The organism is Flavonifractor sp. An9, from assembly GCF_002161245.1.
GTDB lineage: Bacteria > Bacillota > Clostridia > Oscillospirales > Oscillospiraceae > Flavonifractor > Flavonifractor avicola.
In genome coordinates this window covers 65,179-77,806 of sequence record NZ_NFHC01000005.1, presented here as the reverse complement: position 1 = coordinate 77,806, position 12,628 = coordinate 65,179, and the positions used below count along the sequence as shown (strand labels likewise).

At 59.8% G+C, this 12,628-nt stretch carries 13 protein-coding genes and 1 other annotated feature; of the genes, 5 read left to right on the top strand and 8 right to left on the bottom strand.

Features of this window, described 5'->3' with window-relative positions:
* Nucleotides 1-15: 15 nt before the first annotated feature.
* Entirely contained in the window at nucleotides 16-186 is a 171-nt protein-coding gene (locus B5G40_RS05305) for a DUF1540 domain-containing protein (protein ID WP_087187715.1), read from the top strand.
* A gap of 59 nt (nucleotides 187-245) precedes the next feature.
* Here the strand turns inward: B5G40_RS05305 and B5G40_RS05300 are convergent, their stop codons facing one another.
* From B5G40_RS05300 to rsxC, 6 genes are read right to left on the bottom strand one after another with little or no spacing between them, the layout of a single operon-like run.
* Nucleotides 246-1,127, bottom strand: a complete 882-nt coding sequence (locus B5G40_RS05300; RefSeq protein ID WP_087399031.1) for an RnfABCDGE type electron transport complex subunit B — start codon at nucleotides 1,125-1,127, stop codon at nucleotides 246-248.
* 22 nt (nucleotides 1,128-1,149) lie between these two features.
* Complete coding sequence (gene rsxA, locus B5G40_RS05295; RefSeq protein WP_087187714.1) at nucleotides 1,150-1,740, bottom strand: electron transport complex subunit RsxA; 591 nt, start codon at nucleotides 1,738-1,740, stop codon at nucleotides 1,150-1,152.
* Nucleotides 1,740-2,423, bottom strand: a complete 684-nt coding sequence (gene rsxE / locus B5G40_RS05290) for an electron transport complex subunit RsxE (RefSeq protein ID WP_087187713.1) — start codon at nucleotides 2,421-2,423, stop codon at nucleotides 1,740-1,742. The genes rsxA and rsxE overlap by 1 nt, the downstream gene beginning before the upstream one ends.
* 14 nt (nucleotides 2,424-2,437) lie before the next feature.
* Nucleotides 2,438-2,995: an RnfABCDGE type electron transport complex subunit G gene (locus tag B5G40_RS05285; RefSeq protein WP_087187712.1), complete on the bottom strand. Its 558-nt coding sequence runs from the start codon at nucleotides 2,993-2,995 to the stop codon at nucleotides 2,438-2,440.
* Between the two features lie 3 nt (nucleotides 2,996-2,998).
* Nucleotides 2,999-4,063 carry an RnfABCDGE type electron transport complex subunit D gene (locus B5G40_RS05280; RefSeq protein ID WP_087187711.1) on the bottom strand — a complete coding sequence of 355 codons (1,065 nt, stop codon included), beginning with the start codon at nucleotides 4,061-4,063 and terminating at the stop codon, nucleotides 2,999-3,001.
* Nucleotides 4,060-5,406: an electron transport complex subunit RsxC gene (gene rsxC, locus B5G40_RS05275; RefSeq protein ID WP_087398986.1), complete on the bottom strand. Its 1,347-nt coding sequence runs from the start codon at nucleotides 5,404-5,406 to the stop codon at nucleotides 4,060-4,062. The genes B5G40_RS05280 and rsxC overlap by 4 nt, the downstream gene beginning before the upstream one ends.
* A 364-nt stretch (nucleotides 5,407-5,770) precedes the next feature.
* Nucleotides 5,771-5,989 (top strand) — a binding site (T-box leader).
* Nucleotides 5,990-6,045: 56 nt separating this feature from the next.
* Here rsxC and ilvB point away from each other — a divergent pair.
* The 3 genes from ilvB (at nucleotide 6,046) to ilvC (ending at nucleotide 9,709) form a co-directional block, all read left to right on the top strand.
* The gene (gene ilvB / locus B5G40_RS05270) at nucleotides 6,046-7,755 is read left to right on the top strand and encodes a biosynthetic-type acetolactate synthase large subunit (RefSeq protein ID WP_087187709.1); all 1,710 of its coding nucleotides are present in this window, start codon (nucleotides 6,046-6,048) and stop codon (nucleotides 7,753-7,755) included.
* A 14-nt stretch (nucleotides 7,756-7,769) separates the two neighbouring features.
* Nucleotides 7,770-8,327: an acetolactate synthase small subunit gene (ilvN, locus tag B5G40_RS05265; RefSeq protein WP_087187708.1), complete on the top strand. Its 558-nt coding sequence runs from the start codon at nucleotides 7,770-7,772 to the stop codon at nucleotides 8,325-8,327.
* Between the two features lie 362 nt (nucleotides 8,328-8,689).
* A complete protein-coding gene (ilvC, locus tag B5G40_RS05260) occupies nucleotides 8,690-9,709 on the top strand; it encodes a ketol-acid reductoisomerase (protein WP_087266863.1) in 1,020 nt (339 codons plus the stop codon).
* A gap of 51 nt (nucleotides 9,710-9,760) precedes the next feature.
* On the opposite strand, the gene B5G40_RS05255 is transcribed toward ilvC, so the two are convergent.
* Entirely contained in the window at nucleotides 9,761-10,780 is a 1,020-nt protein-coding gene (locus tag B5G40_RS05255) for an acyltransferase family protein (protein ID WP_158099485.1), read from the bottom strand.
* Between the two features lie 151 nt (nucleotides 10,781-10,931).
* On the opposite strand from B5G40_RS05255, the gene B5G40_RS05250 reads away from it, so the two are divergent.
* Nucleotides 10,932-11,867, top strand: a complete 936-nt coding sequence (locus B5G40_RS05250; protein ID WP_087398984.1) for a hypothetical protein — start codon at nucleotides 10,932-10,934, stop codon at nucleotides 11,865-11,867.
* 39 nt (nucleotides 11,868-11,906) lie between these two features.
* Here B5G40_RS05250 and B5G40_RS05245 read toward each other — a convergent pair whose 3' ends face one another.
* Nucleotides 11,907-12,578: a FadR/GntR family transcriptional regulator gene (locus tag B5G40_RS05245; protein WP_087328817.1), complete on the bottom strand. Its 672-nt coding sequence runs from the start codon at nucleotides 12,576-12,578 to the stop codon at nucleotides 11,907-11,909.
* Nucleotides 12,579-12,628: the final 50 nt, after the last annotated feature.

Here is a 12,628-nt window from a genome sequence, read left to right as displayed (position 1 = left end):
AAGGAGGAATTTGCAATGAACCAGACCCCTAACAACAGCATCAAGTGCTCCGTCACCAACTGTGCCCATCACTGCGGCGGCCAGAACTACTGCACCCTGAATGAGATCAAGGTCGGCTGCTGCGAGCCCAACGCCACCAAGTGCGCCTCCACCGAGTGCGCCTCCTTCCAGCTGGGCCAGCACTAAGCACCTGAGCAACAAAAAACAGGACCTGCTTTCGCAGGTCCTGTTTTTTGTGCTTGGAATTACTCCTTGGGCTCGGCAGGAACCTCGGCCTTGGGGGCAGCAGCAGGGGCAGCCTTGGGAGGCGCGGCTTTCACCTCGGGCACCTTGCCATCCACAATGATCAGCTTGCGGGGGCACTTCTGAGCGCAGATGCCGCAGCCAATGCACTTCTCGTAGTCGATGACGGCCAGGTTGTTGACCATGGTGATGGCCTCCCTGGGGCAGTTCTTCATGCACAGAGAACAGCCGATACAGCCGTTGTCGCATACCTTCCGGGCGTCCGCGCCCTTGTCGTGAGAGGAGCATGGAATGGTGACGTGACGCTTGGTCTTGTAGGGCTCCAGAGCGATGATGTGGCGGGGGCACACGTCCACGCACTTGCTACAGGACTTACACTTCTTCTCGTCCACCTTGGCCACGCCGTCAACAACGTGGATCGCGTCAAAGGGGCAGACCTTCTCACAGGAGCCCAAACCCAGGCAGCCGTAAGAGCAGCCCAGATCACCGCCGCCGGGCAGCTTGGAAGCGGCCACGCAGTCGTGGAGGCCCACATAGTTGTACTGCTTGTAGTTCTGACCGCAGCCGGTGCAGTGAACCTGAGCGATCATCTTGACAGCAGCGCCGGCAGATACGCCCATAATCTCACCGATCTGAGCGGCGACAGCCTCGCCGCCGGCGGCGCAGGCATTGACAGGGGCTTTGCCCTTGGCCACAGCGGCAGCATAACCGGAGCAGCCGGGGAAGCCGCAGCCGCCGCAGTTGGCGCCGGGCAGACAGGCCAGCACAGCCTCCTCCTTGGGGTCCACCTCAACAGCGAACACCTTGGCGGCGATGGCCAGCACCAGGCCGAAGATGGCGCCCAGCACAGCCAGGACCACAACGGCAAAGATAACAGTATTCATATCCATGATTCATCCGCCTCCCTTAACCAAAGACCTTCAGACCGGAGAAGCCCATGAAGGCCAGGGCCACCAAGCCGGCGGCCATCAGGGCAATGGGGAAGCCCTCAAAGGCCTTGGGACACTTGGAGAACTCCATCCGCTCACGGATGGAGGCGAAGATCACGATGACCAGCAGGAAGCCGATACCGCCAGTGACGCCGTATACCACGCTGGTAATAAAATCGTAGCTGTTCTGGGTGTTCTGCAGCACCACGCCCAGCACGGCGCAGTTGGTGGTAATCAGGGGCAGGTACACGCCCAGGGCTTCATAGAGGGAGGGCATGGACTTCTTCAGGAACATCTCAATGAACTGCACCAGGGCGGCGATGACCAGGATGTAGGTCACAGTCTGCATGAAGGTCAGCCCCAGAGGCACCAGAATCAGCTCATTGATGGGCCAGCAGATAGCGGAAGCCAGACCCATGACGAAGGTGACCGCCAGGCCCATGCCGGAGGCCGTCTCCACCTTCTTGGACACGCCCATAAAGGGGCAGATGCCCAGGAACTGAGCCACGATAAAGTTATTGACCAGGATGGCGCCAAGGGCCACGGTAAACAGGTTTGCCCAATCCATTACTTGGCCACCTCCTCAGCCTTTTTCTCGCCCTTCTTGGGCTTGTTCAGGATGTACTGCATGGCAGCGATAAGCACGGCCAGCGTGATAAAGCCGCCCACGGGGAGAATCATGCCCAGAGCGGGGATGCCCTCGGGCAGGATGCGAATGCCGGCGGCGGTACCCAGGCCGAAGACCAGGTTGCCGTCCTTGCCGATCTCCAGCAGGCCGCCCATGATCGTGCCATTGCCCAGGAACTCACGGATAACACACATGATTACCAGGATCATGGTATAGCCCAGGCCCTGGAAGATACCGTCCATGGCGGAAGCACCGATGCCGTTCTTGTAGGCGAAGGACTCGGCCCGACCCAGAATGATACAGTTTACCACGATCAGGGGGATAAACAGACCCAGGCTGGCCGACAGGGCAGGTACGAATGCCTGGAGCATCAGGTCCACGATGGTCACGAAACCGGCAATGACCACGATGAAGCAGGCAATACGGATATTGTTTGGAATAATCTTACGCAGAGCAGCGATAATGATATTAGCCAGGGTCAGGATCACCAGCACAGACACACCCATGCCTAGTCCGTTGAACAGGGTGGTGGTGATGGCCATGGTGGAACACATACCCAGCAGCTGGACGGTAACGGGGTTCTGATAGAACAGACCGTCCATCAGTTGTTTTCTTGCATTCATGGTTCGTTCCCTCCTTAACCCATGCTGGCCGCGGCGGCAATAGCGGAGGAAACCGCCTCGCATACGCCTCGGGAGGTGATGGTGGCGCCGGTGAGCGCGTCGATGGTGCCACCATCCTTGGTCACATTGACCTCACCAGTGGCACCAACGAACTGGGCACGGAAATCCTCCTTGCTGGCATTGGAACCCAGGCCGGAGGTCTCGCCGGTCTTAACGATGGACACACCGGAGCAGGCTCCGGTGGCGTCCACGCCCACCATGATGGTCAGGTTGCCGCTGAAGGAAGTGGCGGGCTTGACCTGCACCACATAGCCGGCGTCGCCGGCGCTGTAGACGTCTTCCACGGTGGCATCGCCGCCGGTGTACTGATCGGTAACCTTCTCATAGCTGTCGGCAGGCAGCACGGCAGCCATGGCCTCCTGGGTGGTCTTTTCGTTATTGGCCGCAATGTAGGGCTTGGTGACCTCGTTGGTCAGGCCCAGCAGCAGAGCGGTAACGGCGCAGATGGCAAAGAGCACAATGACAAGGGTCGCCATGCCGGGCTCTTTCTTCTTGGTTACAGTTTCGCTCATGGTTTAGCCCTCCTTCCCGGCTTTTTGGGCGGCCTTGGCGGCAGCCTTCATTTCCTTGGTGACGCCGTAGCGGTTGGGCTTACCCACCTTATCGATGAGCCACACGCAGCAGTTCATGATCAGGATGGAGTAGGACACGCCCTCGGGATAGCCGCCGAAGTAGCGGATAAACACGGTGAGCAGACCGCAGCCGATGCCGAAGATGACCTCGCCCTTCTTGGTAACGGGGCTGGTCACATAATCGGTGGCCATGAAGAAGGCACCCAGCATCAGGCCGCCGGTGCACAGCTGATAGAGCATCCAGGTCAGCCGGTCATTGCCGCCCATGGGGAAGGCAAAGGTAAGCACGGCCACAGTGGCGATGTAGGCCACGGGGATGCGGGCACGGATCACGCCCCGCCAGATCAGGTACAGGCCGCCCAGCAGCAGCATGAGCGCGGAGATCTCACCAATACAGCCCATCTTGTTGCCCACAAAGGCATCCAGCAGGGAAACATCGGTGGGCAGCAGGCCCTTGTGCATGAAATCGGCGGACAGGGGGGTGGCGCCGGAAACGATGTCGGCGCCGGCCATGGTGGTAGTGCCACCCAGTAGGTCAGGCCAGTACTGCGTACCGATGCCCTGGGGTGCCCAGGTGGTCATGGCTACAGGATAGCACAGCATCAGGAAGGCACGGCCGCCCAGGGCGGGGTTCATGAAGTTCTGGCCCAGGCCGCCGAAGAGCTGCTTGACCACCACGATGGCGAAGAAATCGCCGATGATCAGCATCCAGTAAGGCAGAGTGGGGGCGCACACGAAGGCCAGCAGCACGCCGGTAACGGCAGCGGACAGGTCCTTGTTGGCGCAGGACTTCTTCATCAGCTTGCGGTAGCCCCACTCAAAGAACTCGCAGGCCACCACAGAGATCAGAGTGGCAACGAGAGCACGGGGGCCGAAGAACACCACGCCCATGACCAGGGCGGGCACCAGCGCGATGAGCACATCGCGCATCAGGTTCTGGGTATCGATGGGGGAGGCCACGTGGGGGGACGAGGCCACCGTCAGATTCAGCTTCTTTTCCTCATTCATGCTTTGGCCGCCTCCTTTGCCGCTTTTTCCTTGGCCGCCAGATTCCGCAGCTCACCCTTGGTCACGCGGAAGGACTGGACCAGATGGATGCGGGCGGGGCAGATGTAGTTGCAGGAACCGCACTCGATGCAGTCCATGACGTTGAGGGCCTCCGCCTCTTTCCACATACCTTTCTCGGCATACAGGTGCATATACACGGGAGTCAGGTGCATGGGGCAGACGTTGACGCAGCGGCCGCAGCGCAGGCAGACCTCTTCCTCCACCACGGGAGCGGCCTCATGCTTGGTGAGGCAGAGCACGGCGTTGGTGCCCTTGATGCACGTCACGTTCAGATCATACTGAGCGATGCCCATCATGGGGCCGCCGGTGAGGATGCGCTCAGGCTCCTCCTTAAAGCCCTTGGCCTCGTCGATGAGTTCCTGGAAGGATACGCCCAGAGGCACCATCAGGTTCTTGGGCTCCTGGATGGCGTCGCCGGTGACGGTGATCACACGGTGGGTGACGGGCTTGCCCTCCACCACGGCATCGTACACAGCAGCAGCGGTGCCCACGTTGAACACGGCGCAGCCCACATGGGCGGGCAGGCCTCCGGGAGGCACCTCACGACCGGTGATGCGCTGGATCAGCTGCTTCTCAGCACCCTGGGGGTACCGGGTCCGCAGAGACTCCACAGTGATGTCACCCTTGCCGCCCACCAGAGCACGCAGGTGCTCGATGGCATCCTCCTTGTTGGCCTCCACACCGATCACGCCGCTCTTGAGGCCGAAGGCCTGCATGAGGATGCGCAGACCGCCTACAACCTTCTCACCATGTTCCAGCATGAGGCGATGGTCGGCGGTGATGTAGGGCTCACACTCGGCGCCGTTGAGGATCACGGTGTCCACCTTGCCAATACCCGAGCTGATCTTCACATGGGTGGGGAAGCCGGCGCCGCCCATACCGGTAAGGCCAGCCTCCTTCACAATGTTGACGATCTCATCGGTGCTCAGCTTGGTGTAATCGAGATGGGGAACGAGCTCGGAGCCCCAGGTATCCTGGAAGTCGTTCTCGATCACCACCGACATACACTTGCCGCCGCCCACATAGGGACGGGGCTCCACCGCCTTGACCTCGCCGGAGACCGAAGCGTGGATGGGGGCGCCCAGACCGGCGATCTCGCCGATCTTCTGACCCACCTTAACGTGATCGCCCACAGCAACGATGGGCTTACAGGGAGCACCGATATGCATGGACATAGCGATGACCACCTGCTTGGGAGCAGCGCTCAGAGGCGCTATCTCCTTGTGGCGTGCCAGCTCCTTCCGGTCATGGGGATGCACGCCGCCGTAAAAGCTTTGCTTCATAGGTCCACCTCGCAAATCTGACCCACACACGGGCCATTTTTCTGAGTTGTTTGACCGGTATCTCAAACAGAATTATCATATCGCAAAGCACACAAATTGTCCAGTTAAAACCGTCAAATTTCTCACCGTTTTTTCATTTAAACTCACCAGTTTTATCAAAAAGCTGAATTCTTCCTTGCTTTTCCTCCTTTTTGAAAAACTATACCAGCCAGTTTTCCAATTGGCGGAACCGTGGATTCTGTCCCCCTGCCACGGTACTTTACTTGTTTAAAATGCAGAAGTTTCAAATGGCAGATTGACAAAACCCACCGGGAAAGCTATGATTATACCTACAACTTGCAGTTCATCCTCTGGGATGGACGCTTCAAATGCGATGACCGGGACAGTACGGGCGGCGCATAAGCGCAGAGAGGGAGCGGTTGGTGTAAGCTCCCGTGAGGCCGCATCGGAAGGTCACCCGGGAGCGGCTCCGCCGAAGGCAGTAGGCGGGGACGGTTACCCTCCGTTACCGGGGCATGAGTGCGCGGGTATGCCCGCGAAGTTAGGTGGTACCACGGAGTGTTATGGCGGCTTCGTCCTATGGGACGAAGCCGCCATGTTGTTTTTCTCCCATACCAGCCAAAGGAGGTCTTTTCCACCATGAGAATGAAAACAGCCCAGATCCTGATGGAATGTCTGCTGGAGCAGGGGGTGGATACCGTATTCGGTTACCCCGGCGGCACCATTCTAAATGTATACGACGAGTTCGAGCTGCACGGCTATAAGGATAAGATCCGTCACATCCTCACCGCCCACGAACAGGGCGCCTCCCACGCCGCTGACGGCTATGCCCGGGCTACCGGCAAGGTGGGTGTGTGTTTCGCCACCTCCGGCCCCGGCGCCACCAACCTGACCACCGGCATTGCCACCGCCTACTACGACTCCTCCCCCGTGGTGTTCATTACCTGTAATGTCAGCGAGAACCTGATCGGCAAGGACTCCTTCCAGGAGGTGGATATCACCGGTATCTCCATGCCCATCACCAAGTGCAACTACCTGGTGAAGGACCCCAACCAGCTGGCCGACGTGATCCGTGAGGCCTTTGCCATTGCCCGCACCGGCCGCCCCGGTCCGGTTCTGGTGGACATCGCCAAGAACGTCACCGCCGCTGAGGCGGAGTATGAGCCCCTGCCCCTGTCTGAGCACCCCAACCACGGCCGTCTGGCCGCCATGCTCCGCCGGGCCAGCCACGAGCTGAAGGCTCCCGAGCCCGACGCCGGCGACATCCAGACCCTGCTGGACATGATCGAGGAGGCCCGCCGTCCCCTGGTGCTGGTGGGTGGCGGCGTGATCCGCTCCAAGGGCGCTGTGCCTCAGTTCCGGAAGTTCATTGAGACCCTCAATGCTCCGGTGGCCTCCACCATTATGGGCGGCGGTGCCTGCCCCGGTGACCACCCGCTGTTCACCGGCATGATCGGAATGCACGGCTCCCACGCCTCCAACCACGCCAGCGATCAGTGCGACCTGCTCATCGCCATTGGCTGCCGCTTCTCCGACCGGGTGGCCACCGACCCCGCCACCTTCGCCCCCAACGCCAAAATCGTCCACATCGATATTGACCGCGCCGAGATCGATAAGAACGTGGTCACCGACCACCACATCATCGGCGACGCCCGTCGGGTGCTGGAGCTGCTCAACACCAAGCTGCCCGCCCACGACTATCCCGAGTGGAAGGAGTGGGTGTTCTCCCACAAGGAGATCCCCCTGAAGAAGGACGACATTCTCCACCCCCATGAGATTCTGGAGACCATTCAGGCGGTCACCGACGGGGACGCCATCATTACCACCGACGTGGGCCAGCACCAGATGTGGTGCGCCCAGTACTACCACTTCTCCCGCCCCGGCCAGCTGATCACCTCCGGCGGCTTCGGCACCATGGGCTTCGGCCTGGGTGCCGCCATGGGCGCCGCCGTGGGCAACCCGGGCAAGGTGGTGGTCCAGTGCACCGGCGACGGCTGCTTCCGCATGAACTGCCATGAGCTGTGTACTGCCGAGCACTATAACATCCCGGTCATTACCGTGATCTTCAACAACCGGACCCTGGGTATGGTACGCCAGTGGCAGAACCTGATTTATCACAAACGTTTCTCCCAGACCGACCTGGACCGGGGCCCCGACTTTGTGAAGCTGGCGGAGGCCTACGGCATCCAGGGTGAGCGTGCAGCCACCCAGCCGGAATTTGAGGCCGCTTTCCGTCGTGCCGTGGCCTCCGGCCGTCCCTATGTGATCGAGTGCGCCATCGACAAGGACGCCATGGTCCATCCCATGATCTCCGCCGGTACGCCGGTCACTGACTTCATTCTGGACTAAGGAGGGTGTGGAATATGAATGAAATGAATGCCACCCGCCGCACCCTTTCGGTGCTGGTTGAAAACGCCGCCGGCGTCCTGTCCCAGGTCTCCCGGCTGTTCTCCCGAAAGGGCTATAACATCGAGTCTCTGGCCGTGGGCACCACCGACGATCCCACGGTGTCCCGTATCACCATTGAGGTGTGGGCCGACGCCCCCATGATCGAGCAGATCATGAACCAGCTGCGTAAGCAGTATCCCGTCTACTCCGTGCAGGAGCTGAAGCCGGAGCGTTCCATCCGCCGTGAGCTGGTGATGTTCAAGGTGAAGGCGGAGACCCACGACATCCGCAACGAGGTCATCCAGATCGCCAACATTTTCCGGGCCTCCATCATCGACGTATCTCTGAAATCCCTGACCCTGGCCCTCATCGGCGATGAGACCAAGGCGGAGGCCATGCAGAAGCTGCTGGAGGCCTTCGGCATCCTGGAGCTGGTCCGCACCGGCATGGTGGCCCTGGAGCGGGGCGCCTATACCATTGAGGACGAGACCAAGGAGCAAACCGAGTTCAACCTGGGCAAAAACTTCCTTTAAGAAGGGCCACCAGGCCGCTACCGGCGGCCCGCCGCTGTGCGGCGTCCAAGCGTTTTGCGCAGCAAAACCTTGCCGCAGGCGGAATTCACTTCCGCCGAGGAGGTTAAATCCGCCTGGAGGGGTCCCAAACGTGCCTGCACGTTTGGGAACTGGCCCTGGAGCGGGGCGCCTATACCATTGAGGACGAGACCAAGGAGCAAACCGAATTTAATCTCGGGAAGAATTTCCTGTAATATTTTAGAAATACAAGCCACGCCGAAATCTTTTCTGAGATTGTATCACACTTATCATTCTTTTCTTCCCCGCTGTGTTATCATCGTGGACAAGAAAAAACCTTCATTTGACAAAGGAGTGCAAAGACTATGGCTAAGATGTATTACGAGAAGGACTGTGATCTGTCCTACCTGAACGGCAAGAAGATCGCCATCATCGGCTACGGCTCTCAGGGCCACGCCCACGCCATGAACCTGAAGGATTCCGGCTGCGATGTGTGCGTTGGCCTGCGTGAGGGTTCCAAGAGCTGGGCCAAGGCCGAGCAGGCCGGGCTCCAGGTCAAAACCGTTGCTGAGGCCGCTCAGTGGGGCGACATTGTGATGATCCTCATCAACGACGAGGTTCAGGCTGAGGTTTACAAGAAGGATATCGCTCCCTACATGACCGAGGGCAAGGCCCTGGCTTTCGCCCACGGCTTCAACATCCGCTATCAGCAGATCGTGCCTCCCGCCGGCGTGGATGTGTTCATGGCTGCCCCCAAGGGCCCCGGCCACACCGTCCGCTCCACCTACGTCAACGGCAAGGGCGTGCCCTGCCTGGTGGCCGTGGAGCAGAACGCCACCGGCAACGCCTATAAGATCGCCCTGGCCTACATCGCCGGTATCGGCGGCGCCCGCGCCGGCGTCATGGAAACCACCTTCCACGACGAGACCGAGACCGACCTGTTCGGTGAGCAGGCTGTGCTGTGCGGCGGCGTGGTGGATCTGATGAAGTGCGGCTTCGAGACCCTGGTAGAGGCCGGTTACGAGCCCGAGAACGCCTACTTCGAGTGCATCCACGAGATGAAGCTCATCATCGACCTGATCAACAAGGGCGGCGTGGCTGCCATGAACTACTCCATCTCCGACACCGCTGAGTACGGCGAGTATGTGTCCGGTCCCCGGGTACTGCCCTACGAGGAGACCAAGAAAAACATGAAGGCCGTGCTGGCCGACATCCAGGACGGCACCTTCGCCGGCAAGTGGATCGCCGAGAACAAGAACGGCCGTACCTTCTTCAACTCCAAGCGCGCCGCCCTCAAAAAGCACCAGATGGAAATCGTAGGCGAGGAGCTGCGCAAGAACATGATCTGGGGCGGCGACACCGACCTGGATACCGCTTCCAACTAATTGCAATATAAAAAAGGTGGCCCTCCGGCTGGAGGGCCACCTTTTTTATACTCAGGATGCAAACCGCCTCATGAGCCGCTCCAGTACCCGGTGGAGCAGCACACCCAAAGCGATATTAAAGGTATAGGCAATGAGGTAGAAGCCGATGTGTCTGGGATCATGGTCCAGCCAGGGCGCCAGTAGGTCAAACTCCCGGGTGATCACCACGTTGAGCAGGTAGATCTCCAGGCTGCTCCCCCCCACCAGACGCAGGAAGGCAGGGACCCACCGTCCGGGGTACCAGTGCAGCACTCTACCCAGAAGTAGGCAGACAGGCATCACACCCACCACAACCGCCAGAATCAGGGGGAAGATCACCGGCTGGACCAGCCAGCCGGCCACAACTGCCAGTGCCAGAACAGCTGAAGTCACCCACACCGCCAGGTGCCGGGCATTGAGTTTTTTGCCCTCCATCACATAGGAGCCCACCAGAAAGCCCATGGCAAAATCGGGAATACGCAGCAGAAAATCCGGCAGATACAGCAGCCCGGCCCCCCAGGTTACCCGATAGAGCAGGTAGCTGATCAGATAGATGAACAGGGTCAGCCACTCTTTATGGGCACAGCGGCGGAACAGCTTGAAATAGAACGGTGCCGCCAGATAGAACACCAGGATGGCGGAGATATACCAGTTGAACCCCTCCGGCACATTCAGCCAGTAGGATAAGGTGGACAGATTCCAGAAGATCACATCAGGGGTGATCCGCCCGGCCGCGGCCAGGGCCGCACTGTAGATCCCCACCACCAGCCAGAAGGCGGGCAGCAACCGCCGCAGCCGCCGGCCCAGGTAGCGCCCGTAGGACTCCTGCTCCCGCCGGGTCAGGGAACAGCAGATTCCCATACCGGAGAGCACCAGAAAGAGGTCCACCCCCGCAAAGCCCATGGACCGAAACAATTTGAAAGGCAGGAAGGCCACGTTCAGCTCATAGGCGTGGAAGAGCATGACATACAGCATGGCAATCCCCATCAGCTCTCCCCGGTAGCGGCTCAGCAGCCCATAGCCGCCAACTTCCCTGCCGTTTTCGTCGATCACCTGTCCACCCCCTTTTATCGTGGTTTCATTATAGGTGGCTCCTTCTCTTCCGTCAATCCCCCCAAACACCACTATGCTCCCAGCACATTGTAGACTCCCTCCCCTCATGCTATAGTACAGGTGTATATAATCTGATGAGGAGGAAAATGCAATGAAATATCACCGGCTGCTGCCTGGGGCCCTGGCTCTGGCACTCTCTGTCTCTCTGTGCGCCTGCGGCGGAGCACCTGACAGTCCTTCCGCCGCACCGGCTCAGACGCTGGAAGAACTGACCGCTGGCCAGACCATCACATCAGAAACCGCTGAGCTCACCCTGAAAGGGGTGGTCATTCTGGACGCAGTGGTGGATGAAAATATCAGTCTGGATGCCAAGGATGACAGCGACTACCTGTGCGCTATCTACAACATCAAAAATACCGGCGCCACGGAGGACGATCTCATTCCGGAAACCGTACTCTCTAATAAGGTATTTTACCAGGGAAAATATGAATATACGGAATTTGATCAGGATATCGCGGGCAACGGCAACGCCTATGCCGGCCATACCCCCCTGCCGCCTTTGCGGGATTTCACCCTGTACTGTATTGTTGAGATCCCGCCGGAGGCCTCCGAGCATCCGGAAGAGCTGGTACTGACCACTACTCTGGCCGGAACCGCCTATCAGACCGCTGAAGTCCAGAACGCTGTGATATTCCAGCAGGAAGCCCTGGAGGCGGTAGGTGCGTTCACCAGCGGTATCCACGAGTTCTTCCAGACCATCAACTTCACCATCAGTTTTGATACGGAACCCTATCGGGAGGCCTATCGCACCGCCCAGGCTTCCTACGATCAGGTGAAGGATGCTCTGTCCCAGCTGACGCCCCCTCCCTACTATCAGGAGGGCTATGACGCCCTGATGGAAGTCGCTGCACAGTGGGAGGAATTCCTTACTCCGGTATGCGCTCTGCTGGACGCCTCCGACCAGGAATTTGCCCAGGCCATGTCTGATTCCGGCGACAATTTTGATTCAGAAGCCTTTGACCAGCGCATTGATCTGATCCAAACTTCCATGCCCTTCCTGATGGACACGGACCTTCGGAGTCTGTGACCCAACGCCTTGCGCGGCCCCCGTCTGGGGGCCGCTTTTTTATAGCCCCATCACATCCATGGAGTGGCGCATATGTATGGCCATGGCATAGCCCGCTCCCTCGCCATCCCGCTTGCGGAAAAATTCCATCAACAGAGCGTGGTCCCGGCAAGTGTCCTCGGCCAGCTGCTCCTGGTGCTCCCCCGCCGTCAGAGCGGCGGACACCGCCTGATCGATGAGGGGAAGCAGCCGCACCAGAAACTCATTGTGGGCGCCCCGGACGATGGCGGCGTGAAAGGCCCGGTCGGCCTGGGTCCGGTCCTCCCCCGCCCGGATGCACCGCTCTACTTCCTCTCCCCGGGCCAGGATATTTGCCAGCTCCTCCTCTGTGGCCCGTTGGCAGGCCAGGGCGGCAGCCCTGGGTTCAAAAATAGAGCGCAGCTCAAACAGGTCCCGCAACTGCCCCCGTACCCGCTCCAGGCTGGAGAAGCCGAAGTCGTCCATTTCCTCCACCGCCGCCGACACAAAGGTACCCTTGCCCCGGCGCACCTCCAGCACCCCCTGGGCAGTCAGGGTGCGGATGGCCTCCCGCAGGGTGGCCCGGCTCACCCCCAGCTCCCCGGCCAGTTCCACCTCGTTGGGCAGCTTCTCCCCCGGCTTAAGTCCCTTCTCCACCACGATACGGCTGTACAATCCCTCCGCCGTCTGCTGAGCCAAACTTTTTTTCTCCATACCCTACTTCCCTTCTGGTCAGTCCTTGACAGTTCTGCCTCTATCATATA

Excerpts from the sequence above, each read along its gene's own strand:
- B5G40_RS05305 (WP_087187715.1), top strand. The coding sequence starts at position 16 with ATGAACCAGACCCCTAACAACAGCATCAAGTGCTCCGTCACCAACTGT.
- B5G40_RS05300 (WP_087399031.1), bottom strand. The coding sequence starts at position 1,127 with ATGAATACTGTTATCTTTGCCGTTGTGGTCCTGGCTGTGCTGGGCGCC.
- rsxA (WP_087187714.1), bottom strand. The coding sequence starts at position 1,740 with ATGGATTGGGCAAACCTGTTTACCGTGGCCCTTGGCGCCATCCTGGTC.
- rsxE (WP_087187713.1), bottom strand. The coding sequence starts at position 2,423 with ATGAATGCAAGAAAACAACTGATGGACGGTCTGTTCTATCAGAACCCC.
- B5G40_RS05285 (WP_087187712.1), bottom strand. The coding sequence starts at position 2,995 with ATGAGCGAAACTGTAACCAAGAAGAAAGAGCCCGGCATGGCGACCCTT.
- B5G40_RS05280 (WP_087187711.1), bottom strand. The coding sequence starts at position 4,063 with ATGAATGAGGAAAAGAAGCTGAATCTGACGGTGGCCTCGTCCCCCCAC.
- rsxC (WP_087398986.1), bottom strand. The coding sequence starts at position 5,406 with ATGAAGCAAAGCTTTTACGGCGGCGTGCATCCCCATGACCGGAAGGAG.
- ilvB (WP_087187709.1), top strand. The coding sequence starts at position 6,046 with ATGAGAATGAAAACAGCCCAGATCCTGATGGAATGTCTGCTGGAGCAG.
- ilvN (WP_087187708.1), top strand. The coding sequence starts at position 7,770 with ATGAATGAAATGAATGCCACCCGCCGCACCCTTTCGGTGCTGGTTGAA.
- ilvC (WP_087266863.1), top strand. The coding sequence starts at position 8,690 with ATGGCTAAGATGTATTACGAGAAGGACTGTGATCTGTCCTACCTGAAC.
- B5G40_RS05250 (WP_087398984.1), top strand. The coding sequence starts at position 10,932 with ATGAAATATCACCGGCTGCTGCCTGGGGCCCTGGCTCTGGCACTCTCT.
- B5G40_RS05245 (WP_087328817.1), bottom strand. The coding sequence starts at position 12,578 with ATGGAGAAAAAAAGTTTGGCTCAGCAGACGGCGGAGGGATTGTACAGC.